This is a genomic window from Pseudomonas sp. BF-B-30, from assembly GCF_019956305.1.
GTDB lineage: Bacteria > Pseudomonadota > Gammaproteobacteria > Pseudomonadales > Pseudomonadaceae > Aquipseudomonas > Aquipseudomonas jessenii.
Map to the genome: position 1 here is coordinate 1 of NZ_JAHBDG010000066.1, position 23,452 is coordinate 23,452.

Here is a 23,452-nt window from a genome sequence, read left to right on the forward strand (position 1 = left end):
ATCGAAATCAGCCCCCGCCCCTTGCCCGCCGCATCCAGCAACTTCGCCAGGTTGGCGACGATGCGCCCGCCCGTGGCGGCAAACGGATGCCCCGCCGCCAGTGAGCTGCCCTTGACGTTGAGCTTGCTGCGGTCGATCGAGCCCAGCGCCGTATCGAGCCCGAGACGGGTTTTGCAGTACTCCGGATCTTCCCAGGCCTTCAAGGTGCACAGCACTTGCGCGGCGAAGGCTTCGTGGATTTCGTAGTAGTCGAAGTCCTGCAAGGACAGACCATTGCGCGCGAGCAAGCGCGGTACGGCGTAGACCGGCGCCATCAACAACCCTTCGGCACCGTTGACGAAATCCACCGCCGCCGCCTCACCGTCACGCCAGTAGGCCAGAATCGGTAACCCGCGTGCGTTGGCCCACTCCTCGCTGCCCAGCAGCACCAGTGACGCGCCATCGGTCAGTGGCGTGGAGTTGCCGGCGGTCAGGGTGCCCTTGGCGCTTTTCTCATAGGCCGGCTTGAGCGCGGCGAGCTTTTCCAGCGTGGAGTCCGGGCGCAGGTTGTTGTCGCGGGTCAGGCCCAGGAACGGTGTCATCAGGTCGTTGTGCCAGCCCTCGGCGTAGGACGCCGCCAGTTTCTGATGGCTCTCAAGCGCCAATTGATCCTGTGCCTGGCGAGGGATGTTCCAGGTCTGGGCCATCAGCTCGCAATGCTGGCCCATGGACAACCCGGTACGCGGCTCGCCGTTGCGCGGGAATTCGGGGATCAGATGTTTGGGACGCAATTGCAGGAAGGTTTTCAGTTTGTCGCCGGTGGTTTTCGCGCGGTTGGCTTGCAGGAGGATTTTGCGCAGCCCCTCGCTGACGCTGATTGGCGCATCCGAGGTGGTGTCCACGCCACCGGCGATGCCGCAGTCGATCTGGCCCAGGGCAATCTTGTTCGCCACCAGCAACGCCGCCTCCAGCCCGGTACCGCACGCCTGCTGGATGTCATAGGCCGGGGTGGCAGGCGACAGTCGCGAACCCAGTACGCACTCGCGCGTGAGGTTCATGTCTCGCGACAACTTGAGCACCGCCCCGGCGACCACTTCACCAATGCGCTGGCCGTGCAGATTGTAACGTTCGATCAGGCCTTCGAGGGCGGCGGTGAGCATCACCTGGTTACTGGCCGTGGCATAGGGGCCGTTGGAGCGGGCGAAGGGAATCCGGTTACCGCCGATGATCGCGACGCGGTGCAGTTGGGTCATGAAAAGCTCCTGATGAATGATCTGAACCGAACACAGCCCCCTGTGGGAGCGGGCTTGCTCGCGAAAGGGCCGGCACACTCAACATCGTTGTTGGCTGATACACCGCCATCGCGAGCAAGCTCGCTCCTACAATGTAACCAAGCGTAGGCCTTATCTCGTGGATCGAACGACTGATCGCCATTCATGGTCCACACTTTGATCCCCAGCTTTCGGAGCGTGTTCCATGTCTGACCGCTATATCGACTTCGCCAATTCGTCCATCGGCCATCGCCTGGTCGGCGCCCTGGGGTTGCCGACACCGACCAGACTGGAGCGCTGGCAAGCCGGCCGGTTGCGACCTGTAGAAGGCGCCCTGCTGATTGGAGGCGGGCCGTTGGCCGAACACGTCAGCGCTTTCGCCAACCGTCTGACCGACGCAATCTACAGCTACGGCGCCGAGCCTTCGATGGCCACGGCCTGGATTCCCGGCCACGGACCGAAACTCAAGGCCGTGGTGTTCGACGCCAGTGACCTGCTGCACACCGATCAGCTCAAGCAACTTCGCGAGTTTTTCCAGCCGCTGATGAAAAACCTCGACCACTGTGCGCACCTGGTGATTCTCGGGCGCGATCCGCAAACCTTGCGCGACCCGTTCGCCGCCAGTGCCCAGCGTGCCCTGGAAGGTTTCAGCCGTTCACTGGCCAAGGAGTTACGCAGCGGTGGCACCCTGCAATTGATCTACGTCGGTGAAGGTGCCGAGGGGCAACTGGAAGGCCCACTGCGGTTTTTCCTCTCACCGAAAAGCGCCTTCGTGTCCGGGCAGGTCATTCGCTTGAGTCCGTGTTTGACGCCCGTCACCGACTGGACACGCCCGCTCGCCGGGCGCAAGGCACTGGTCACCGGTGCGGCGCGCGGTATCGGTGCCGCCATTGCAGAAACCCTGGCCCGCGATGGTGCCGACGTCATCCTGCTCGACGTGCCGCCGGCCAAAAACGATCTCGAAGCCCTCGCCTCGCGCCTCGGCGGGCGCACCATCACCCTCGACATCTGCGCCGAAGACGCCGCCGCGCAGTTGATTGAACAACTGCCCGACGGGCTCGACATCGTGGTGCACAACGCCGGCATCACCCGGGATAAAACCCTGGCCAACATGACCCCGGAATTCTGGGACGCGGTGCTGGCGGTCAACCTCAATGCGCCGCAAGTGCTGACCAAAGCCCTGCTCGACAGCGGCGCCCTGCACGACAACGGCCGGGTGATCCTGCTGGCGTCCATCAGCGGCATCGCCGGCAATCGCGGGCAAACCAATTACGCGGCGAGCAAGGCCGGGCTGATCGGATTGGCGCAAGCCTGGGCGCCGCTACTCCACGAGCGCAGCATCAGCATCAACGCCGTGGCACCGGGCTTCATCGAAACACAGATGACCGCGCACATTCCCTTCGGCCTGCGCGAAGCCGGACGCCGCATGAGTTCGCTTGGCCAGGGCGGCCTGCCGCAGGACGTCGCCGAGGCCGTGGCCTGGCTCGCGCAACCGGGCACCGGCGCGTTTACCGGGCAAGCGTTGCGTGTATGCGGGCAAAGCGTTCTGGGGGCTTAAGGATGATCACCGACTGGCACACACTCAACCGCGAACCCGGCCTGCCGGGATTGTACGCACGAGCGGCGACACGGCGAAAAATCACGGGCACCACCCTACCCGATTCGGGTTTGAGTTGCTGGGTCGAAGTCGATCCCAAGCGCCTGGCGGCTTATCGCAAGGTCTGTGGTTTCGCCGACAACGGCCTGCTGCCACCGACCTACCCGCACATCCTCGGGTTTGCCTTGCAGATGCAACTGCTCACGACCAGGGACTTCCCGTTCCCGCTACTGGGCCTGATTCACCTGAGCAATCGCGTTCGTGTACTGCGTCCCATGGGTGGAGTGAATCGGGTGCGCGTCAGCGTGCAAGTGCAGAACCTGCAACCCCACGCCAAAGGCGCGACGTTCGATCTGCTGACCACCCTCGACGATCAGTTGGGGCCGTTGTGGGAAGCAGAAAGCCGGATGCTCTGTCGCGGCGTCAAACTCGAGGGTGAACCGCTCGAAGAGAGCCTGGTATCCAGCCTGGCCCTGAGCGAAGTCGAGCACTGGAAAGCGCCTTCGGACATCGGCCGGCAATACGCCAAGGTGTCCGGCGACTACAACCCCATCCACCTCAGCGCGGCCAGCGCCCGACTCTTCGGCTTCCCGACCGCCATCGCCCATGGCCTGTGGAACAAGGCGCGCACGCTGGCTGCACTGGCCGGGCATCTGCCTGTAGCGAATGTCGAGATCGCGGTGCAGTTCAAGAAACCGGTACGGTTGCCCAGCGAGGTGACGTTACTGGCCAGTGCGCCAGGGCCGAGCGGGGATTTTCAGTTGGTGGGTGTCGGGGAGCTGGAGCATATGGTCGGGCATTGGCGGCCGGTTGCCTGATAAAGCTGATACCTCGACGTGGCGAGGGCGCTGGCTCCTCGCCACAAAAGCTCCGCGGTTAGTTTTGCGGATCGAGATTATCCAACGCCCGGTTCACCGCCAGCTCACCCAGCATGATCACCTGCGCAATCCCCAGCAGGGTGTTGCGCTGCGAGCCCTCCAGAAAACCTGCGAAATCACTCGCCATCACACTCGCCGACGCCAGCGACTCACAGGCGTGGGCCAGCAGGGTCTCGGTATCGATGTCCGGGGCGATGACGAACATAGTGCTGGGTTTGTGAACGGCAGGTGGCTTGGGCGGATTGAGGTAGTGATCGAGGGCGCGGTCGGCGGCTTCGTGGAATTTATTTGAGTGAGGGGATTGGTAGGGAGAAACGTCGTCGGATTCGGGGGGATTTGGGGTGGGTTTGAACATGGTGAAGCTCCATTCTTGGATTTGGAGTTCGCCATCACTGCGACCAAGCAGAAGGGTGGCGAACCGTACGCAGGTTGGTCGACCAGGGAATGGAAACCCGGCAGGGCCTAAGCCCTCCCACGCACAGCTCGCCATTAAGCAAGCACAAAAATGCCGCTCACGCGGCACTGTGCGCCATTCTAAACCCGGGCGACCAAACCCGATCACTGATTTTGCAGCGACCGACAAAGGCTAGAGATCGCGCTTCCGACGGACAACCTGAGAAACATGTCGGAGATTTCCTCGGGATCTGAGGAAAACTACACAGGAATGTGTTGGCTGAAAGGACGTCATCGCGAGCAGGCTCCTACAGTTGGGCTGGGTACATCTGAAAGAAATAGATCGGCTGGCAGGCCGTCTTCGCGGGCAAGCCCGCTCCCACAGGGTCGAGGTACATCCGCCAAATTCAGTTCGGCTGTCAGGCCGCCTTCGCGAGCAAGCCCGCTCCCACAATAAGTCGGCGTACACCCGCTGCTTCTCACCACTCATCAGGCCGAGCGTTAGCTCGCCTGCAGCTCTTGATCTTGATCCACCCGCCCCCTCGGAAGGCTGAGTGGAGGTGTTCATCCGGGGACAGGCGCGCAGCGCCGTTCGACGCAGTCGAACTCATTGCATGTAGGTCGAAGCGAAGCCGACCGGAGGGCAATGCCCCCGGATGAATACCGCAGCGAAGGAACCCCGAGCCTAAGCGAGGGGCCGTACGTAAGGGGCGAGACCTTTTGGTTCCTTTTGGGGCGTTTGCCAAAAGGGACTCGCCGTAAGGGCGAAACCGCCAGCCGCCGTTACCGCAGCAATGGATATGTACACAACCCAAACCTCCATTTTGGCGGAATGATTCTATGCTGACATTACTCAGTGATGGTCAAGGTAGACGCACTCATGAAAGCCAGCCTCCCCCACAAACAAAAAAGTGCCGCCGCGAATGAGTTCGCCCTGGGATTGCTGACCGCCGCCATTCATCCGAATCTGCCGGCGACCCTCACGACCAGTGCGAGCCTGCAATTTTGAGTGCCGGGGACAAACTCTTCGGGCGCCTGCTCCATCGCCATCCGCCGCCCCCGCCGGAGCCGCAAGAGGCACCGCGGGTGCACAGTTTCGGATTGCAGATGCAGCTCAATGCCGAGGGGCGTGTCGTTCAACTGAGCGGTCCGCTGCGGCACTTGCTGGCCCAGCACCCCCCCAGCGAGCAGGCACCGCATCTGTTCGACTTCCTGTTGCCCCACAGCAGCCTCGTCATCGAAGGCTCGCCGGCGGACTGGCAGGGGCAAACCCTGGACCTGGACTTCTACAGCCTCAACGGCCCCCCGCTGCATTTGCGCGGCTGGGCGCAGCCCTTGGCCGATACCTGGTTGTTGCAGATGCTGGACATCGGCGACTTGCTGCTTGAGCGCCTGCAATCGCGCAACCGCGAACAATGCCAGGTGCTGGCGCAGCAAATCGCCGAACAGTTGCGCCTGTGCAGCCTGACGCGCCTGCCCGAGGTGCTGACCGAGCAACTGCAAAGCCTGGCCCAGCGTTTTCAGATCCCCTGCATTGCTCTCGCCTTGCTCGATGAGCAGGAACATGGTTGGCAGATTCACCAGCACTACGCAGCCCTGGATGCACCGCAACTGTGGCAAAACGGTCAACGCCTGGGCACGGGGCTGGACAGTTTGAGCGGCTCGGCACCGCAGCACCTGACCCCGCGCGAACACCCGCGCCTGCAAGGTGCGTTCGGCAATACCGATGGCTTCGCCGTGCCCTATCATGATGCGCAAGGGGTGGTCGCCTGGTTGCTGTGCGGTTTCTTCACGGCGCAAAAACGCGCCCCCGATGTCACGGAACGCGACTGGCTACAAATCACCGCCGCGCTCGCCAGTCCCTTGCTCGGGCGCCTGCGCGAGCACCGGCATCACCTGCAACTGGAACGCCTGGAATCGCTGCAAGCCTTGCTGGGAACAGGCTGGTGGGAAGTTTTCAGCGACAGCGACGAGGTTCAGTTGGCACCTTCGCTGGCCACTACCCTGAACCTTGGAATGTCGCGTTTATCCATGCAGGACTGGCTCGATCAGGTGTATCCCGCCGACCGCGAAGAGCTGCGCATCTGCCTGCAAGACTTGCAGGAGACTGGCACTCCCCTGCTGCTGTGCGTGCGCCTGTATCGCCCCTACGGTGCGCCCGCACCCGCCTGGTATCGCCTGCAAGGCCAGGCTCTTGGCGCGGGGAAAAACCGTCGTCTGGTGGGGTTCATGCTCGACATCAGCGACATCAAGAACCAGGAACAGAGCGCCATCGCCGCCCATGCACGCCTGGACAATCTGATCGCCAGCTCTCCGGCGGTGATTTACGTACAGCGCTATGTCGACGGTGCGTTGCACCCGGTGTTTTTCAGCGACAGCCTGTTGCCACTGCTCGGCTGGACCCTCGCCGACTGCGCACCCGGGGCGCTCGTGGAGCGGGTGCATCCCGACGACCGACCGCAGTATTTCGAGCGCACGCGGCTGTTGCTGCGTGAAGGCTCGGTGCGCGCCCGCTATCGGTTGCGTGACAGTCACGGCGACTATCACTGGCTGCTGGATGAAGCGAAGTTGTTGCGCAACGACCTCGGCCTGCCGGTGGAAGCCGTGGGTCTGTGGCTGGACATCACCGAAGCGACCCTGGCCACCGAACAGGTCAGGCAGAGTGAAGAACGCTACCGGATGTTGGTGGAAGACTCGCCGGCGATGATCTGCCGCTACCAGCCGGACCTGACCCTGACCTTCGGCAACCGCCCGCTGGCCACCTGTCTGGAGTTGGCGCCCGAACAATTGCCGGGGGTGAATCTGGGCGACTGGATGTCCGGGGAACAGCGCACTGCATTCATCCAGCGGCTGAACCGACTGAGCCCCGAGTTTCCGGTCAGCACCGCCGAGATCAACCTGCAACTGCCCGGCTGCGAACACGCCTGGTGGGTCTGGTCCGATCGTGGGGTGTTCGATGAACACGGCCGGTTGCTCGAGGTCCAGGCCGTGGGGCGCGACAACACCGAGGTGAGGCGCGCGCAGCAGCAGCTCACACAAAGCGCGAAAATGGCCACCCTCGGAGAAATGGCCACCGGCCTGGCCCATGAGATCAACCAGCCGCTGAACGTGATGCGCATGGCTATCGTCAACGTACTCAAGCGCCTGAACAACGGCGATGTACAGGTCGATTACCTGATCGACAAGCTCACGCGCATCGACACGCAAGTGCAGCGCGCCGCGCGGGTGGTGGACCACATGCGGGTGTTCGGCCGCCGCTCGGAAACCGAGCAGCAACCGTTCAACCCGGTCCAGGCCATCGAAGGCACGCTCTCACTGTTGTCCGAGGACCTGCGCGACAAAGGCGTCGACCTGCGCATCAGCGAAACCGGTTTTGAAGTGCAGGTGCGCGGCTATGTCGATCAGCTTGAACAGGTACTGATCAACCTGATGGTCAACGCCCGGGACGCGCTGCTCGGCAAGCGCGAAACCCTGCCCGGGTTCAAGCCGTGGATTTCGCTGTACACCGAACGGGATACACACTCGGTACGCCTGTGGGTCGAGGACAACGGCGGCGGTATCGACCCGCGTTTGCTGGAGCGGATTTTCGAGCCGTTCTTCACCACCAAACCGGTGGGCTTCGGCACCGGTCTGGGGCTCTCGGTGAGCTATGACATTGTCGAGAACATGGGCGGCAAGCTGAGCGTCAGGAACTCCACCGAGGGTGCGCGTTTCTGCATAGAACTGCCGATTGTGCTGCCGGATCAGATCGCCGGGGATGGGCGTCCCGAGTGACAACGGAGGTTGGCACCCACCTCGACTTTGTTCAGGTCGATCCCCAGGCTCGCCAGTGCCAGGCATAAAAACCCCTGTAGGGCACAGGGGTTGAGAGACTGGCTGACTCTAGGATGCGTGCGGCGGGTAGTTGGCCAATATCCGCGTGACCGTTTCCCAGATGGCATCGCGACGATCCGTCGGGTTCGGCGTGCGGCTGAGTATCTGTTCGTCACTGCCACGCCACACCAGTTTGCCGTCCTTGCCATCGAGCAGGTCGATCTGGATGGTCGCCACTTTGTAGCTGACGTTGCGGGTTTCGTTATACATGGGGGCGCCGTAGTAGCCATACCACGGGTTACCCCAGCCGCCACCGTAATTGGTGGTCACCTGTTGTTGCCGCTCTTCGACAATCAGGTAGGTCTGCACATTCAAATCGCCCTTGGCGCCTGCGGCGGCCGGGCGCAGACCGCGCTGATCCAGTTGATCGGCAACCGCCTGACGGATGCGCTGCTCGGTCAGGTCGCTCTTGATCCGTGGATCGTCGGGACGGTATTGCAGGGCGGGTTCTTTCCAGGTCCAGCTGCGATAGGCAGCAAAGTCGCGGCTGGCGTCGAAGTCATGATTGACCTGGTTGGCGGCGCAGGCACTGAGCAGCGCGGCCACTGCCAGTAAAACAAAACGGCGGAACATGATGAGTCTCCGGTTGAAGGCATGATCCTGCGGAATGCTTCTTATCTACAAGAAGCTAACTAGGAGGATACGCCGACATTGCCTTTTTCACAGCCTCCCGTATGGCATCGGCCCGCTCGCTTTCGCTGCCCCGGTTGCCGGTTTCAGCGCTGGAGCTCCACACCGGCTGGCCGCTCCTGGCGTCAAACATATCCACCTGAACCACCACGACTTGCTCCTGATAGGTACGAACGACAGGTACGGTGGCGTACCCGCCATATCCAGGGCCGTAGCCGTTGTAGCCACCATAACCGCCGCCGTAATAGTCGTCCTGTACCTGGCGCAAACGGGTTTCCAGGCGCAGGTCGGCGCTGACAAACAGGTCGGCCGGGCGATTGTCGTGCAACGGGCGCAAGCCGCGTTGATCCAGCGCATTGCTGACCGCTTCGGCGATCTGTGCCGAGTCGGCCCAGGCGGTGCCCGGTGGCAGATGCCCGTCGAGCCAGGCCCAACTGCGGTAGCGCCCATAGTCACGGGGGGCTGCCGGGTAAGCGCTGCGGTCAAAGGTGTTGGCGGCCTGGGGCGGCGCCGGTGGCAATGGGTTGGACGTGGCGACATAGGGGTTGCTGCCCTGACAGGCAGCCAGCCCCAGGCAGAACACCAGTACACCTGAATGACTTTTCATTGCGTGCTCCGATCAGACAGGCCGACAGATCCAGTGCAAGTAACGTCCAAGCCCGGCAAAGCTCGGATGACGACGGTGGGCCAGTTCCATTTCCAGCAGATCCGCCAGCTCGGCGCGGGCCTGGAATTCCACCGGCATGTAATCGTGGAAAACCCGCACGCCACTCATGGTTTCGACCTGCCACAGACCTTCAAGTTGCGCCGCCAGCTCGCGCGGATCAAGGGGCTGTTGCGGGGTCAGGCTCTGCTTTTCGCCGGCCATGTCGTTCTTGCGCATCTTGCGGAAATGCCCCTTGAGCAAGTTGCGATATATCAGCGCGTCACGGTTGTAGAACGCCAGGGACAGCCAGCCGTCAGCCTTGGTCAGCTGATGCAGCACCGGCAGGATGGCGTGGGGTTCGGCCAGCCATTCCAGCACGGCGTGGCACAACACCAGGTCGTAGGGTTCGGTGAGTTGCCCGAGCAGCTCCTGCCAGGGTGCCTGAATGAACGTGGCGCTCTGCCCTGCTTCGGCAAAACGCTGGCGGGCGCCTTCGAGCATCGGCTCGGCAGGCTCGGCGAGGGTCACCTGATGGCCGCGCTCGGCCAGCCACAACGACATGTGGCCAAGCCCGGCGCCGATATCGAGCACGCGCAGCGGCCGGTCGGGCAAGATTTCGGCCAGATCGGCCTGCAACACCGCCAGACGGATCGCTCCTTTGGCACCGCCGTAGATTTTTTCGGCGAAACGGGTCGCCAGTTGATCGAAATGACGGTCGCTCATCAGCTGAACCTCCGTTCGCTGTCCGCCAGCTTGCTGCGCACCACGGCGTCCATGTCCAGGCCCAGTTCGCTGCACAGCAGCAATAGATAAAGCACGATGTCACCGACTTCCTGCCCGGCGTGGGCGAGTTTGTCCGCCGGCAACTGGCGTGACTGGTCTTCGGTCAGCCACTGGAAAATTTCCACCAGCTCGGACATTTCCACGCTCGCGGCCATGGCCAGGTTTTTCGGGCTGTGAAATTGCCGCCAGTCATTGCGGTCACGGATGGCGTGCAGGCGTTCGGTCAGTTCAACAAGGTTCATCGGGCTCTCCTGAAGACGTATAGCTTCGGGGGGATCACAGGTGAAGGCAAGTGACAAAGTTGGAGCGGTTGGCATTGTTTTTTTGTGGGAGCGGGCTTGCTCGCGAAAGCTGACTGATAGTCAACATTGATGTTGAATGTCATGACACCTTCGCGAGCAAGCCCGCTCCCACAGGTATTGTGCAACCCTCTATGCTTGTGGAAACTCGGCAGCATGATCGACAGCCCAAGACTCAATTCTCTTTAAACAGGACGTTCACTTCATGCAGGTAGAAGGTTTTTCCGAATGGCTCGGCCAGGTACTCGGCTCGATCATCCGCTTCATCGTTGATGGCCTCAGTGGTCTGTTCAATCTGTTGAGCAACGCCAGCAGCAATTTCATCGAAGGCCTGTCCCAGGCGCTGGGCATGGATACCTCGGTCATCAGCATCGTGACCTTGATCCTCGGCCTGATCCTGCTGTGGTCAGCGATCCGCGCCTTTCTCAATGCGTCGTTCATCATGGGTTTCATCTGGTTGCTGCTGGGGCTGTGGTTGCTCAGCTGGATCATCCACTGACACCACACAAATCACTGTGGGAGCGGGCTTGCTCGCGAAGACGGCAGGTCAGTCGAGTCATTATTGACTGGACGACCGCTTTCGCGAGCAAGCCCGCTCCCACAATTGATCGCGGCTCGCCCTCGATGTGCCGCTACAATGCCCGCTCCTCCAAGGAGCCTGCATGTCCAACCTGACCGCCGACTGGCGCGACCGCCCTACCCATCGCCGGGTCTGGGCACTCGCCGCGCCGATGATTCTCTCGAACATTTCCGTACCGCTGGTGGCATTGGTCGACAGCACCGTCATCGGTCACCTGCCCCACGCCCATCAACTCGGTGCCGTCGCGGTCGGGGCCAGTCTGTACACCTTCCTTGCCTGGGCCATGGGCTTTCTGCGCATGGGCTCCACCGGGTTCGCCGCCCAGGCAGCGGGGCGTGGGGATGGTGCCGCCTTGCGGCAGATTCTGTTGCAAGGCCTGCTGCTCGCCATCGGCCTGGCCGTGGTCCTGGGTGCGGTGGGCGTGCCTTTGAGCGGGGTCGCGTTGCATTTCATGCAACCGTCGGCTGAGCTCGATCAGCTGACCCGCGAGTTCTTCCATACCCGCCTGTTCGGCCTGCCGGCGGCGCTCGCCAGTTATGCCCTGGTCGGCTGGTTCCTCGGCACCCAGAATGCCCGGGCACCCCTGGCGATTTTGCTGAGCACCAACCTGGTCAACATTGCCCTGAACCTGTGGTTCGTCCTCGGCCTGGAATGGGGCGTGGTCGGTGCTGCCCGGGCCTCGGTGATTGCCGAATGGACCGGCGCACTGATCGGTTTGCTGATGACCCGCAAAGCCCTGCGCGCCTACCCCGGGCATATCGTCTGGGCGGCATTGGCGCTGTGGCAGAGTTGGCGGCCATTGCTGGCGGTCAACCGCGATATCTTTATCCGCAGCCTGGCACTGCAATCGGTGTTCTTCCTGATCACTGTGCAAGGCGCACGGCTGGGCGACGCCACGGTCGCGGCCAACGCTCTCTTGCTCAATGGCCTGCTGCTGACCGCCCACGCCCTCGATGGCCTGGCCCACGCTGTCGAAGCCCTGTGCGGACATGCTCTTGGCGCCCGTAACCGCGATGCCCTGCGCCGTTCATTGGTGGTGGCCGGTGGCTGGTCGTTGCTCGCAAGCCTGGGCTTTGCCGCGCTGTTTCTGTTCGCCGGGCATCTGTTCATCGAGATGCAGACCGACATTCAAAGTGTGCGCGACACCGCGTTCATCTACCTGCCCTACCTCGCCGTACTGCCGCTGATTGCCGTCTGGAGTTACCTGCTCGACGGCCTGTTCATCGGCGCCACCCGCGCCCGGGAGATGCGCAACGGCATGCTGCTGACCGTGGCGCTGGTGCTGCCTTTCGGCTGGGCACTGCAAGGCGGGGGCAACCATGGCCTGTGGATAACCTTTCTGTTGTTCATGCTGCTGCGCAGCCTGACCCTTGGCATGATCGCCTGGCGCCTGCGCCGTAACGATGGCTGGTTCGCCGGCGGTATTCACTGATCGGGCGTGGCCCCGACAATTAATTTCGACCTCATGGCCAGGGTGGATCGTTCTGCCACCGGTTTCGCAGGTGATCGAGGCGTTCCTGTTGAGTTCCGCCCGGCAACGGCTGCACGGGCACCGCGTCGGGATACTGCAGGCGTAGCCATATCCAGCCATCAAGCACCGGGCGCTCGCTGAACCCCAGCGCGATCCCCTCCTGCACATGAGCCCACAGGCGGGGAAAATCGACACCGGTGGATCGGCTCCAGCGCCAGGCATGCTGCTCGAGCAGGCAGGTTTGCAATTTTCCCTGCTGCCCAACGCTGAGGCTTTCCTCGACTGCCAACGGGCTGACCGACAACCCCGGGTTGGACAAGCGCTGCCAGCCCTCACACCCCATCGCGCGGTCGGCACAACTACCGCCGAACCAGCGTAACTGGTGGATAGGTCCTAGCCATCGACTCAGTTCAACCGCATCGCAGGCATCGAAAAAATAACTGGCCGTGGTTGGGTTGTAGTAACTCAAAAGGGCCCGGTGCAGGCCAAGCGTGACCGTGAGCATGCGCCGCAAATGCGCCAGCAACGACGAAGCGCCCGCCTCGCTGACCACCAGCAGTCCGGGCCAGCGTTTTCCGTCGACGATGCATAAATCGGCCAGTGCCGGGCAGGTGCGCAGATCGACCAGGACCGGCCCCTGTTCATGCAGTGCATGCCACTCCGTGCCTTCGAACAACCCGAACCATCGGGCCTGGGCAAACATTTGCCGAAGTGTGACACCCGCCTGCGGCGTGCCCGGCACATCCAGCAACAGCCACTGCGGGGGTGCCTCGGGCGTACGTGTGGCAATCATGCTCCAGAGCTCTGGCCAAGCTGCGTCGCCAGACGACAGGTGCACAAAGCCTGTGCGCAATGGTTGAAGCTGCCGCCACCGGGTAGCAGACACAACATCAGCAATGGCTCCCCCGAGCGCAACCATTGCTCCAGGCCCTCATCATGGGTGCAGCCGGGCTGGGGGGTGTCGGCGTCCGTCACCTCGACCGTTGCCGGCGCATGCAGCACCCCGGTTATCTGCGGTTGATCGGGATCGCCCTCGACAAAACCCACGACCAGCTCAGTCCCTTCCCGTATCGGCGTGAACGTCGAACCCTGCAACTGCCTGGCCAGGGGCAGCCAGCAATGACTGGGCGTCGCCCCTTCGCCCTGATAAAGCCAGTCGAATTGCACCGGTACCGGCCTTTGCGGGTCAGGGCTTGGCTCATCGACCTCGACGACCCACGCCCGTTGCGGGCCATGCATCCTTGGTTCGATCGTCGCACAGGGCGGTTTGATGGGTGCCGGCCAGTGCAGGGCACGGGCCTGGTTGTGGTAAGGCGTCGTCGTATCCTGGCTGCCCCAATGCTCAACGCTGGTCAGCAGCCAGAGCCGATTGCAATCGGCAACCGGATGACCGGACAGCGGCATCAGTCGACCGCTGCGCAAGGTTGCCAGGTCCGTCCGGCATTCGGCGCACTGCACGGCCGTCCCACCGCTACGCCGACGTTCGAACTGCCGCACCACCGGTCGATCGCCCTCGCTGCGCAATACCACAGGTTCGCCGGTTGGAAAATGCTGCCGGTCATCACCAAACACCACACAGTGCCCGCGGGCCCGGTGTTCGAAGTGGTAGTGAAGCCCCTCCTGGGCGCACAGTCGCTGGAGAAATTGCAGGTCTGACTCTCGATATTGTGTGCAAAAATCCCGGGGCGGGTATTGGCCACTTAGCTCCAGACGTCGATCCTTGCCGGTAATGCCGTGCTCCTTGAGGATCTGGTCAAGGATTTGCGGCACTGATCGGGCACTGAAGATTCGCTGGCTGAAGCGCTGGGCCAGGCAAGCCAGTTTTGGCCCCAGGCGCACCTGGCAGAGTCGGGGTCCTCTGGCGTGGTCACGCTGGACGAGCTCATGCAATTGTCCATGCACGTAGCTTCCGGCTGGTCCGAAATGCAACGAGGCAGGGCGATACAGCAAACTGGCAAGGTCAAGCACCGGGTCTTCGATCAGCAGTTCCAGGTCGAACACGAACGGCTCGCTGATGGCTTCTCTGCCGGTAAAGACCAGGACCTCTAAGGAATCGGGCAGACCTGCTACATCCAGACGAAATGACGGTTCGCTGACTGGATTGAACATCGGCGTTTCTCTACAGGAGGGGCGGCCGGGGATTCTCGCTGAGAGACATGGCCGAGTAGAGTGCCGAAATACAAATTAGGAAATAACCTACGCGAAAAGAAGACCAAATGCGTTGGGTCGTCGAAGATGCTGGAAATTTCGCCTGGAACAGGAGAATTGCCGCACCAGGTCATCTGAAATTTCCGCAGCGAACGGTAAATTTTCAGACGACCTGATGAGCGTGACGCTTACCTCAGGAAGACAGGTAAGACGAACGGGTCAGCCCCAGACGCAAGGCATCGAGGAACTGCGTGCGCTCGGTTGCGCTGATGCGGGCACTGGCGCACTTGTCGCGGTAGTGGGTCATCAGTTCTTCCGGCGACAAGTGCACGTAACGCAGCATGTCTTCGATGGTGTCGTGGGTTTCGATACCGGCGTGGTACACGCTGCCATCGGCGTTCTGGTAGATGTTCACCGAATCCGTGTCACCGAACAGGTTGTGCATGTCGCCAAGAATTTCCTGGTAGGCACCGACCAGGAACACACCCAGCAAGTAGTCCTCACCTTCTTTCAACGCGTGCACCGGCAAGCTGGTCTCGATGCTCTGCTCGTCGACGTACTGGTTGATCTTGCCGTCGGAGTCACAGGTCAGGTCTTGCAGTACCGCACGACGCAGCGGCTCTTCATCGAGACGGTGCAGCGGGATGATCGGCAGGACCTGGTCGATGGCCCAGGTGTCCGGCAGGCTCTGGAACACCGAGAAGTTGCAGATGTACTTGTCGGCCAGCTTGTCGTTGAGTTCGTCCAGCACCTGACGGTGGGAACGCTGGCGTGCCTTCAACGAGTTGTGCAGGCGACGGCACACGGCGAAGTAGCACTGCTCGGCCAGGGCTTTCTCGGCCAGGGTCAGCTTGCCGTCGGCGTACTGGGAGGCAACATCACTCATGTAGTGCGTGGCGCGCCAGTAGGTTTCGGTGACCATTTCGATGTCGGTCGGACCCAGCAGGTCCACCAGCCACTGCACGGTTTCCGGCAGCGCTTCCTTGTTCTCGATCTGCGGCACGTCGTCGTTGTGTTTCTCGACGTCGGTCACCTGGATCACCAGCATCGCGTGGTGCGCGGTCAGGGAACGGCCGCTTTCGGAGAAGATGTTCGGGTGCGGCAGGCTCTGCGCATCGCAGAATTCCTTGAGCATCCCGACCACGACACCAGCGTAGTCGTCCATGTCGTAGTTGATCGAACTGGCATTACGCGAGTGCGTGCCGTCGTAGTCCACGCCCAGGCCACCGCCGACGTCGATGTGATCCACCGGAAGGCCGAGGTTGCGCAGTTCGCCGTAGTAACGGATCGCTTCCTTGAAACCGTGCTGGTAGTCCGCCAGGTTGGCGATCTGCGAGCCCATGTGGAAGTGCAGCAGGCGAATGCCCTGGTCCAGGCCCGCCGCGCGGAAACGCTCGACCACCGACAGCAGTTGCGCCGCCGACAGGCCGAACTTGGATTTTTCACCGCCGGTGTCCGCCCACTTGCTCGAGGCCAGGGACGACAGGCGCACGCGCAGGCCGACCTGAGGCTTGACCTTGAGCGAAGCCGCTTCTTCGATCACCAGGCCGACTTCGGATTCTTTCTCGATCACGATGAACACGTTGTGGCCGAGCTTCTGGCCCATCAGCGCCAGGCGAATGAACTCGCGGTCCTTGTAGCCGTTGCAGACGATGGTGCCGCCCTTCGGCGCCAGTGCCAGCACCGCCAGCAGTTCAGGCTTGGAGCCGGCTTCCAGGCCGATGGAAACGTTCTGGGTGGCGATGATGTTTTCGATCACCGCTTCCTGCTGGTTCACCTTGATCGGGTACAGCGCGGTGTACTTGCTCTGGTATTCCAGACGCTCGATGTTGGCGTCGAATGCGCCGGTCAGCTGACGCACGCGGTCTTGCAGGATGTCCGGGAAACGGACCAGCAATGGCAAGGACAGGCCGCTTTTGCGCAGCTGGTCGACTTGCTCGTACAGGTCGATAGGCGAGCTGCTCGGACCGTTCGGACGAACTTCGACGCGACCGGCGTCATTGATCGCGAAATACCCGGCCCCCCAATGGCGAATCCCGTAAACACTGCGGCTGTCCGCAACTGTCCATTGGCTGCCATCGTCTTTGCGTGTGCGTCGTACGGACATCGAAGTCCCCTATAAAGAAGTCATAGTGCGTCGCCTGGGTTCAGGCCGGCGCAGTCTAAAGAATGAAAATGACGGTTCGTCAACGAGGCAATAGACCCCGCCGACCGCAGTGAGTTTAGATACCGGTCATGAACAGGCTCTGTGAAAACCATGTAGACGATGCCGGACCTGAATGTCATCAGGACCGGATCAAGCCGAGGGTGGTTTTCACAGAGGCTGCTAGCCGCCGGACTTCTTCGCTTTGAAACCGAGCTTGATCAGTTCTGCCAAGAGTAGCTCGACATGATCGCCCTGGATTTCGATGACACCGTCTTTCAGCGCCCCACCGGTACCACAACGTTTCTTCAACGTCGTGGCCAGGTCCTTGAGCGCGTCTTCAGCCAACGGCACGCCGGTGATGGTGGTCACCGTCTTGCCGCCACGGCCCTTGCTTTCGCGACGCACGCGAGCGATGCCGTCGCCGGCCGGGATAACGGTCTGTCTGCAGATGCAGGCGTCCACCGGTTTACTGCATTCCGGGCAATGACGACCTGCGTCGGTGGAAAATACCAGGCCGCCCAAGGCGGCGAAGGATGCGGCTTTTTTGGCCACCGGCAATCCTCTTCGGAGGACAAAGACTGGTCGCAGCACTTGGGAAGGCTATCGACCGCGAAGCCCCACTCAGGCAGGGGCAGCGCTACTGAAACGGTACGACATTCATTTCACTGTAGGAGCGAGCTCGCGATGGACGTCAACGATGACGCGGGACGTCAGACAGCCCGTGTCGTTCTTGCGTTTTTCGCGAGCAGGCTCGCTCCTACAGGAAGCCATACCGGTTCAGTTTAAAAAGGTCGCGCAGTGTAACGGCAAAAACGCCGATTGCTAAGAGCCAATCGGCGCCAATTTATAGCTGTTTTGCGACGTCGATCCGGCGTGAGCGCAAATAGCGCTTCAATGCGGCCAGAGAGTCCGGGCAATAAGGCTTTTGCTCGATTTCCAGCATGACCTGATCGATAGGGATAAAGCGCGCTTCGAGCACCTCTTCCGGTTGCAGGATCAACGGGCCGTCCCACACCGCCGAGAACGCCGAACACCACAGGCGATTGCCGGTGTCCTCAAAGTAAAAGTGGTCATGGGCGGTCAGTTCCACGCCACTCACGCCCAGTTCTTCCTCCAGCTCCCTTGCCGCCGACTCGGCATAGGTTTCACTGGCGAGCACCATGCCCCCCGCCGCCACGTCCCAGAAACCGGGATAGATTGCCTTGCTCAGGGTGCGGCGATGCACGCACAGCTCGCCAGCGGAGTTGAACAACATAATGTAGGTGCCGCGCCCGATCAGCCCGCGCTCGCGCAAATCGGAACGGACCAGGGCGCCGAGCAGGTTGTCCTGCTCGTCAACCCAGGCGATCTGTTCGGCATCGGAAGCCGCACGGTGCGCGGCCTCCCTGGCATTATCGACCATGACTCAGCCCTGATTGAGCAGTTGACGCAAATCGATCACCGCCGCGTTGGCCCGGGAAATATAGTTGGCCATGACCAGCGAGTGGTTGGCCAGTACGCCGAAGCCACTGCCGTTGAGGATCATCGGACTCCACACCGGCTCCTGCGACGCTTCCAGTTCACGAATGATCTGGCGCACGCTGACCGTGGCGTTCTTCTTGGCCAGCACATCGGCGAAGTCGACTTCAATGGCGCGCAGCAAATGCGAGAGAGCCCAGGCCTGGCCGCGAGCTTCGTAGAACACGTTGTCGATCTGCAGCCATGGGGTTTCGACGATTTCCTCATCGACTTGCGGCGCCACACCCGGCGTCACCACCTCGGTCTTCAGCGCAGTGTTGAGCTTGACCCGGCCCACACTGGCCGACAGTCGTTGCGACAGCGAACCCAGACGGGTGCCGACGTCACCCAGCCAGTTGTTCAGGTTGTCGGCACGGGCATAGAACAACGCGCTCTTCTGGTTAGGATCGGACAGTCGCGCCTGATAGCGGCTCAGGGAATTGATGCCTTCCTGGTACTCGGACTCACTGGACGGCAGCACCCAGCTCTTGTTGTCGAAGTTGAAACGCGGCTCGGCCTTTGCCAGGTCGGCGTCTTCGGCAGACTGCGACTGCGAACGGGCGAAGTCTTTACGCAGTGCCCGGCTCAGGTCGCGGACCTGCACCAGCACGCCATATTCCCAGCTCGGCATGTTGTCCATCCACAGGCCTGGCGGGAATCGGTCGTTGGAAATATAGCCGCCCGGCTTGGTCAGCAAGGTGCCGGCTACGGTCTTGAGGGTTTCCACCGTGGTGTAGCCGACGACCATCTGCTTGCCTTCTTTCTCGGCCGCCAGTTGAGCGGTTTGCTGGACCGGGAACAGCGCCGGCTCCTGGCTCCAGTACCAGCCCAGGACACTCGCCACCAACAGGTAGATGCCCAGCAGAGTGGCCAGCGCCCGGCTGAACAACAGACCACCCAGATAACTGCGGGTCTCCGACTTCGGTTCAGCGGTACGTTCAGGCGCACTGTCTGTGCGGTTCTTCCAGTCCAGCATGGCGATATCCTTTCAAGCTCTTGAGTTCAACGGTTCGACCACAACCATACAACAACGTGCCTTGGCCCGGCACCCGCCATCGCACCGATGTGGAAAATTACCGGGCTTGCGGATCAAAAGAACGTCTGTGCACCCGACGACGCTGCGACCCTCAAAATCCCCCCTAATGGTTTGGATTGCCACCCTAAGGGAATCCCCGACCCTCTAAAGCCCAAAAAAACGGGCCGATCAGCACTGGCAAAAAAATCATGAATGGCCGGCGTTCCGTCACTCGTCCACTTCCACCCCGCGCCCGCCAAGTGCCCTGATTCAGGCACTTCGCCCCTTAAAACCGCGACTTGAAAGGCTAGAACAAGACCGGCCAGTCACAAACTGAATAAAGACACATTGCAGATTATTGACGTACAGCACTCATGTAATGGAAAAGTGGTGCTAGCATAGAGCCACCACTCGACCTCAGTGTGCACCCTAACTAGTAGTCAGGATATGACCGAGCCAGAAGATCCCAGCCGCGAGCGCCTCAAGCACCACTTTGCCCAGCGGGTAATTCATCAGGCTCGTCAGATTCTTGAGATATGGCAGCGCCTGCAACGCAGTGAGTGGTCCACCGCCGACCTTTCGGAACTGAGCGAGGCCAATCTGCGCCTGCTGCGTTTCGCCGAGCGTTTCGAACAACCGGAACACTCGCAACTGGCACGCCACATCGGTCAGTCACTGGAAGCGGTCGACGCCAATCGCGGACGCCTGAGCAGTGGCCTGATCACCGATCTCAACCGCTTGATGCAGCGCCTGTCACGCACCGGCCTGCGCCATGGCGACCAACTCGATCAAACCTTCCTGCCGCCGCTGCGCAAGCCCATCTACGTGATGTTGCAGGATCACGACCGCGCCGAGCGCCTGGCCAAACAACTGGAATTCTTCGGCCTCAGCGCCCAGTCCCTGGACAGCGTAGACGCGTTTCGCTCATCGATGGTCGAGCGCATGCCGGCGGCGATTGTCATGGACGTGGACTTTAGTGGCACCGGTGTCGGCCTGAAACTGGCCGCCGAAGCCCAGGAAGGCCTCGATCATCAGCTGCCGCTGCTGTTCTTCAGCCTGCACGAAACCGACACCCCGACCCGCCTGGCCGCCGTGCGTGCCGGCGGCCAGGAATTCCTTACCGGCACCCTCGAAGCGTCGAGCCTGCTGGAGAAGATCGAAGTCCTGACCTGCGTTGCCCAGTACGAGCCTTATAAAGTGCTGATCATCGACGACTCCCGCGCCCAGGCCTTGCACACCGAGCGCCTGCTCAACAGCGCCGGGATCGTCACCCGCACGCTCATCGAGCCGATCCAGGCCATGGCCGAACTGGCGGACTTCCAGCCGGACCTGATCATCCTCGACATGTACATGCCGGCCTGCACCGGTACGGAACTGGCCAAGGTGATCCGCCATAACGATCGTTACGTCAGCGTGCCGATCATTTACCTGTCGGCCGAAGACGACCTGGACAAGCAGCTCGACGCCATGAGCGAGGGCGGCGACGACTTCCTGACCAAACCGATCAAGCCCCGGCACCTGATCACCACCGTGCGCAACCGCGCGGCCCGGGCACGCAACCTCAAGGCACGGATGGTCCGCGACAGTCTCACCGGGTTATACAACCACACGCATATCCTGCAATTGCTCGAAGACTGCTCGTTCCGCGCCCGCCGCGAAAGCAAGCCGCTGAGCTTTGCCATGCTCGACATTGACCACTTCAAACGGGTCAATGACAGCCACGGCCACCCCATGGGTGACCGGGTCATCAAGAGCCTGGCGCTGTTTCTCAAGCAACGCCTGCGCAAAACCGACTTCATCGGCCGCTACGGTGGCGAAGAGTTCGCCATCGTCATGCCGGATACCGATATCGAAGCGGCCTACAACGTGCTCGATGAAATCCGTCAGCGCTTTGCCGAGATTCACTACCCCGCGCAACCCGAGGATCTGTGGTGCACCTTCAGTGCCGGAGTGGTTGAGCTTTGCGAAAGCTCCGACAGCCTGATGATGGCCAACCAGGCGGACGAAGCGCTGTATCGCGCCAAACACGGCGGACGCAATCGCGTACAGGGCGCACGCACATCAAAGCAAAGTGCCACTTTTTTATCGGAATCGACCGATACGGTCATAACCCTGTAACAGAAACGCAATAACTTCAGGCACTTACCATTTCTGCCGTTGGTAGTCCGTAATGCGCCTGAAGCTGCTGACCAATCTCAATACCCTCCTTCTGGTGGCCGTGTGCGTGGCCCTCGGCGCTACGCTGTGGTGGTCGCAGAAAGCCCTGGAGCGTCCATATCTATTAATGGAGCGCTACCTGGGCCTGTCGCAGCAATTTCAGAATGACGTCGCCCGCAGCATTGAGGATTACCTGGGCAGCGGCGATGCGCTGCGCCTGAGCAGTGCCGCCCAAGGCATCGACAGCCTGCAAAAAGAACTCGGCGAATTGCCACCGGCCTTGGCCGAGGCGTTGCGCCCCAGCCTGTCGACCCTTGAAGAATTCAGCAAGACCGACCTGCTGGCCGCCGGCAAACTGGCAGGTGATCCGCAGGCCTTGCTGCTGCAGGCCGAGCGGGAACTGGGTGCCAGTCTCGATCAGCTCAGCCAGTACGCCAGTGGCAATGCGGCCTACCTCACGCCGCTGCTCACCGCATCGCAACACTTGGGAAAATTGTCCCTGACCCGGGACAAACTGGTCAGCAGCGGCCGCAGCGAGCTGGCCGCCGATGTCGAACGCGAAGTGGCCAACATCCGTATCCAGGCAGAGAAACTCGACGCCCTGCCATTGCTGGGCGTGACCACCAGCAGCGAGTCGAACACCGATGATTTCGCCTCGATGATGGGCCTTGAGAACACGGAAAAAACCGTCACCGAAGATGCCGGCGTCGGCCTGAAGCGCGAGCTCAACAGCCTGCTCATCCGCTATCCGGCCGAGCTCTCGCGCACTCGCGATCAAATCCGCAAGCGCGCCGACCTCAGCGCGGCGACCCACCTGAAAATCGCCGACGTGCAACAGGCCATTGCCGGGATGGAACCGGTGGTGCGCGCCCAGCACGGGCAGATCCAGGGTGAAGTACGGCTGATGCAAGGCGTGATGATCGGCTTGATTCTGTTGATCGCATTGCTGATCGACACCCTGCAACGCAAACTCGCCCGGACCCTGACCAACCTCGCCCCGGCCCTCTCGACCTGGGCCGAAGGTGACTTCAGCCGCGACATTCAACTGGGCAACACCAACCGCGAATTGCATGACATTGAAGCCTCCCTCAACCGCTTGCGCGCTTATCTGGTGGACCTGGTGGGGACCATTCGCCGCAATGCCGAACAGGTGGCCGGCAGCAGCCGCACCCTGGCCGACCTGAGCAACGACCTGCATGAAGGTGCCGAGCATCAGGCCGGTGATACGGCACTGATCCGCGACTCCCTCAGCGAACTGGAAGCGACCATTCAACAAGTCGCCGGCGACGCCAGCCAGGCCGCCGAAGCCAGCCGCCACGCCGGCCTGGCCGTGGAGCACGGACAGAAAGTCATCGGTCTGAGCCTCACCGGCCTGCATGCGCTGGTGGATGAAGTGCAAGGCAATGCGCAAATGATCGAACACCTGGCCGAAGAGTCGGCCACCATCGGCGGCGTGTTGACGGTGATCCGCTCGATTGCCGACCAGACCAACCTGCTGGCCTTGAACGCCGCCATTGAGGCGGCCCGGGCCGGGGAAATGGGTCGAGGCTTTGCGGTGGTGGCCGAAGAGGTGCGCTCACTGGCGCAACGTACCGCCGGGGCCACCGCAGAAATCCAGACGCTGATCGCAGGGCTGCAAACCGCCGCGCGGCAATCGGTGGAGGGCATGCGAGCCCAGGTCGAACACGCCGAAGCCACGGCCAGCCAGGCCCAGGCCGCTGATGGCGCGCTGGATAAAATCGTCGGGGCGATCCAGACCATTTCCGACACAGCGGTACGCATCGCCGATGTCACCGCCCAGCAAAGCGGTGCTGTCAGCGAAATCCGTGACCACAGTGAGCGTATTCATCAGTTGGGAGGGGATAACCTGCTGCGTATCGGCGAAGGCCGTGAACAGGGAGAAAATCTTCTGGTGTTGGGTGGTCGATTGCATACAGCCGTGCAGGCCTTCCGCGTCTGATAGATTGCTTTCGCGAGCAAGCCCGCTCCCACATTGGTTCTGTTGTGTGCACATCATTTGTGAACACCAGAGATCAAATGTGGGAGCGGGCTTGCTCGCGAAGGCATCAGAACATTCACCACAAAGCTC

20 protein-coding genes are annotated in these 23,452 nt (G+C 61.7%); 8 read left to right on the plus strand and 12 right to left on the minus strand.

Annotation, left to right across the window (positions count from 1 at the left end; all coding sequences use genetic code 11):
- On the minus strand, positions 1–1,232 hold a 1,232-nt coding region (locus KGB29_RS24830; RefSeq protein ID WP_223509031.1), incomplete at its 3' end, for an acetyl-CoA C-acetyltransferase.
- Positions 1,233–1,455: 223 nt separating this feature from the next.
- Here KGB29_RS24830 and KGB29_RS24835 point away from each other — a divergent pair.
- Together KGB29_RS24835 and KGB29_RS24840 are read left to right on the plus strand one after the other, a co-directional pair.
- Positions 1,456–2,808, plus strand: coding sequence for a 3-oxoacyl-ACP reductase (locus KGB29_RS24835; RefSeq protein ID WP_150813542.1), 1,353 nt, complete (start codon positions 1,456–1,458; stop codon positions 2,806–2,808).
- Between the two features lie 2 nt (positions 2,809–2,810).
- Positions 2,811–3,665: a MaoC family dehydratase gene (locus KGB29_RS24840; protein ID WP_154910393.1), complete on the plus strand. Its 855-nt coding sequence runs from the start codon at positions 2,811–2,813 to the stop codon at positions 3,663–3,665.
- A 58-nt stretch (positions 3,666–3,723) separates the two neighbouring features.
- Here the strand turns inward: KGB29_RS24840 and KGB29_RS24845 are convergent, their stop codons facing one another.
- Positions 3,724–4,080, minus strand: coding sequence for a DUF6124 family protein (locus tag KGB29_RS24845; protein WP_090452940.1), 357 nt, complete (start codon positions 4,078–4,080; stop codon positions 3,724–3,726).
- Positions 4,081–4,998: 918 nt separating this feature from the next.
- Between KGB29_RS24845 and KGB29_RS28660 the strand changes: the two genes are divergently transcribed.
- Both KGB29_RS28660 and KGB29_RS24850 read left to right on the plus strand, forming a co-directional pair.
- On the plus strand, positions 4,999–5,127 hold the full coding sequence (locus tag KGB29_RS28660; RefSeq protein WP_256355997.1) for a hypothetical protein: 129 nt from the start codon (positions 4,999–5,001) through the stop codon (positions 5,125–5,127).
- The gene (locus tag KGB29_RS24850) at positions 5,124–7,892 is read left to right on the plus strand and encodes an ATP-binding protein (protein ID WP_154861075.1); all 2,769 of its coding nucleotides are present in this window, start codon (positions 5,124–5,126) and stop codon (positions 7,890–7,892) included. The genes KGB29_RS28660 and KGB29_RS24850 overlap by 4 nt, the downstream gene beginning before the upstream one ends.
- A 108-nt stretch (positions 7,893–8,000) precedes the next feature.
- On the opposite strand, the gene KGB29_RS24855 is transcribed toward KGB29_RS24850, so the two are convergent.
- Genes KGB29_RS24855 through KGB29_RS24870 form a run of 4 tightly spaced genes read right to left on the minus strand, consistent with a single transcriptional unit; the run spans position 8,001 to position 10,292 of the window.
- Positions 8,001–8,564, minus strand: a complete 564-nt coding sequence (locus tag KGB29_RS24855; RefSeq protein ID WP_057712146.1) for a DUF4136 domain-containing protein — start codon at positions 8,562–8,564, stop codon at positions 8,001–8,003.
- Positions 8,565–8,619: 55 nt separating this feature from the next.
- Positions 8,620–9,228 carry a DUF4136 domain-containing protein gene (locus KGB29_RS24860; protein ID WP_057712147.1) on the minus strand — a complete coding sequence of 203 codons (609 nt, stop codon included), beginning with the start codon at positions 9,226–9,228 and terminating at the stop codon, positions 8,620–8,622.
- Positions 9,229–9,240: 12 nt separating this feature from the next.
- Entirely contained in the window at positions 9,241–9,990 is a 750-nt protein-coding gene (locus KGB29_RS24865) for a methyltransferase domain-containing protein (protein ID WP_154910391.1), read from the minus strand.
- Positions 9,990–10,292: a MazG-like family protein gene (locus KGB29_RS24870; RefSeq protein ID WP_085727452.1), complete on the minus strand. Its 303-nt coding sequence runs from the start codon at positions 10,290–10,292 to the stop codon at positions 9,990–9,992. The genes KGB29_RS24865 and KGB29_RS24870 overlap by 1 nt, the downstream gene beginning before the upstream one ends.
- Before the next feature lie 262 nt (positions 10,293–10,554).
- On the opposite strand from KGB29_RS24870, the gene KGB29_RS24875 reads away from it, so the two are divergent.
- Positions 10,555–10,848: a hypothetical protein gene (locus KGB29_RS24875; RefSeq protein ID WP_154910390.1), complete on the plus strand. Its 294-nt coding sequence runs from the start codon at positions 10,555–10,557 to the stop codon at positions 10,846–10,848.
- A gap of 163 nt (positions 10,849–11,011) precedes the next feature.
- A complete protein-coding gene (locus KGB29_RS24880) occupies positions 11,012–12,361 on the plus strand; it encodes an MATE family efflux transporter (protein ID WP_154910389.1) in 1,350 nt (449 codons plus the stop codon).
- Positions 12,362–12,392: 31 nt separating this feature from the next.
- Here the strand turns inward: KGB29_RS24880 and KGB29_RS24885 are convergent, their stop codons facing one another.
- The 6 genes from KGB29_RS24885 to KGB29_RS24910 all read right to left on the minus strand — a co-directional run bounded on the left by KGB29_RS24885 (position 12,393) and on the right by KGB29_RS24910 (position 19,167).
- Positions 12,393–13,193, minus strand: coding sequence for a DUF4123 domain-containing protein (locus KGB29_RS24885; protein ID WP_223616496.1), 801 nt, complete (start codon positions 13,191–13,193; stop codon positions 12,393–12,395).
- Entirely contained in the window at positions 13,190–14,509 is a 1,320-nt protein-coding gene (locus tag KGB29_RS24890; protein ID WP_154910387.1) for a type VI secretion system Vgr family protein, read from the minus strand. The genes KGB29_RS24885 and KGB29_RS24890 overlap by 4 nt, the downstream gene beginning before the upstream one ends.
- 232 nt (positions 14,510–14,741) lie before the next feature.
- The gene (gene speA, locus KGB29_RS24895) at positions 14,742–16,655 is read right to left on the minus strand and encodes an arginine decarboxylase (RefSeq protein ID WP_057712154.1); all 1,914 of its coding nucleotides are present in this window, start codon (positions 16,653–16,655) and stop codon (positions 14,742–14,744) included.
- Positions 16,656–16,874: 219 nt separating this feature from the next.
- Complete coding sequence (locus KGB29_RS24900) at positions 16,875–17,246, minus strand: translation initiation factor Sui1 (protein ID WP_057712155.1); 372 nt, start codon at positions 17,244–17,246, stop codon at positions 16,875–16,877.
- 292 nt (positions 17,247–17,538) lie between these two features.
- A complete protein-coding gene (locus tag KGB29_RS24905) occupies positions 17,539–18,096 on the minus strand; it encodes an NUDIX hydrolase (protein ID WP_057712156.1) in 558 nt (185 codons plus the stop codon).
- A gap of 3 nt (positions 18,097–18,099) precedes the next feature.
- Positions 18,100–19,167, minus strand: coding sequence for a DUF2333 family protein (locus KGB29_RS24910; protein WP_150813551.1), 1,068 nt, complete (start codon positions 19,165–19,167; stop codon positions 18,100–18,102).
- A 486-nt stretch (positions 19,168–19,653) separates the two neighbouring features.
- Here KGB29_RS24910 and gcbA point away from each other — a divergent pair, with 486 nt between their 5' ends.
- Together gcbA and KGB29_RS29025 are read left to right on the plus strand one after the other, a co-directional pair.
- Positions 19,654–21,324, plus strand: coding sequence for a diguanylate cyclase GcbA (gene gcbA / locus KGB29_RS24915; protein ID WP_057712158.1), 1,671 nt, complete (start codon positions 19,654–19,656; stop codon positions 21,322–21,324).
- Between the two features lie 955 nt (positions 21,325–22,279).
- Entirely contained in the window at positions 22,280–23,323 is a 1,044-nt protein-coding gene (locus KGB29_RS29025) for a methyl-accepting chemotaxis protein (RefSeq protein WP_411740519.1), read from the plus strand.
- Positions 23,324–23,452 lie beyond the last annotated feature (129 nt).

Excerpts from the sequence above, each read along its gene's own strand:
- KGB29_RS24845 (WP_090452940.1), bottom strand. The coding sequence starts at position 4,080 with ATGTTCAAACCCACCCCAAATCCCCCCGAATCCGACGACGTTTCTCCC.
- KGB29_RS24890 (WP_154910387.1), bottom strand. The coding sequence starts at position 14,509 with ATGTTCAATCCAGTCAGCGAACCGTCATTTCGTCTGGATGTAGCAGGT.
- KGB29_RS24870 (WP_085727452.1), bottom strand. The coding sequence starts at position 10,292 with ATGAACCTTGTTGAACTGACCGAACGCCTGCACGCCATCCGTGACCGC.
- KGB29_RS24910 (WP_150813551.1), bottom strand. The coding sequence starts at position 19,167 with ATGCTGGACTGGAAGAACCGCACAGACAGTGCGCCTGAACGTACCGCT.
- KGB29_RS24885 (WP_223616496.1), bottom strand. The coding sequence starts at position 13,193 with ATGATTGCCACACGTACGCCCGAGGCACCCCCGCAGTGGCTGTTGCTG.
- KGB29_RS24840 (WP_154910393.1), top strand. The coding sequence starts at position 2,811 with ATGATCACCGACTGGCACACACTCAACCGCGAACCCGGCCTGCCGGGA.
- gcbA (WP_057712158.1), top strand. The coding sequence starts at position 19,654 with ATGACCGAGCCAGAAGATCCCAGCCGCGAGCGCCTCAAGCACCACTTT.
- KGB29_RS24860 (WP_057712147.1), bottom strand. The coding sequence starts at position 9,228 with ATGAAAAGTCATTCAGGTGTACTGGTGTTCTGCCTGGGGCTGGCTGCC.
- KGB29_RS29025 (WP_411740519.1), top strand. The coding sequence starts at position 22,280 with ATGATCGGCTTGATTCTGTTGATCGCATTGCTGATCGACACCCTGCAA.
- KGB29_RS24905 (WP_057712156.1), bottom strand. The coding sequence starts at position 18,096 with ATGGTCGATAATGCCAGGGAGGCCGCGCACCGTGCGGCTTCCGATGCC.
- KGB29_RS24880 (WP_154910389.1), top strand. The coding sequence starts at position 11,012 with ATGTCCAACCTGACCGCCGACTGGCGCGACCGCCCTACCCATCGCCGG.
- KGB29_RS24855 (WP_057712146.1), bottom strand. The coding sequence starts at position 8,564 with ATGTTCCGCCGTTTTGTTTTACTGGCAGTGGCCGCGCTGCTCAGTGCC.
- KGB29_RS24835 (WP_150813542.1), top strand. The coding sequence starts at position 1,456 with ATGTCTGACCGCTATATCGACTTCGCCAATTCGTCCATCGGCCATCGC.
- KGB29_RS28660 (WP_256355997.1), top strand. The coding sequence starts at position 4,999 with ATGAAAGCCAGCCTCCCCCACAAACAAAAAAGTGCCGCCGCGAATGAG.
- speA (WP_057712154.1), bottom strand. The coding sequence starts at position 16,655 with ATGTCCGTACGACGCACACGCAAAGACGATGGCAGCCAATGGACAGTT.
- KGB29_RS24875 (WP_154910390.1), top strand. The coding sequence starts at position 10,555 with ATGCAGGTAGAAGGTTTTTCCGAATGGCTCGGCCAGGTACTCGGCTCG.
- KGB29_RS24865 (WP_154910391.1), bottom strand. The coding sequence starts at position 9,990 with ATGAGCGACCGTCATTTCGATCAACTGGCGACCCGTTTCGCCGAAAAA.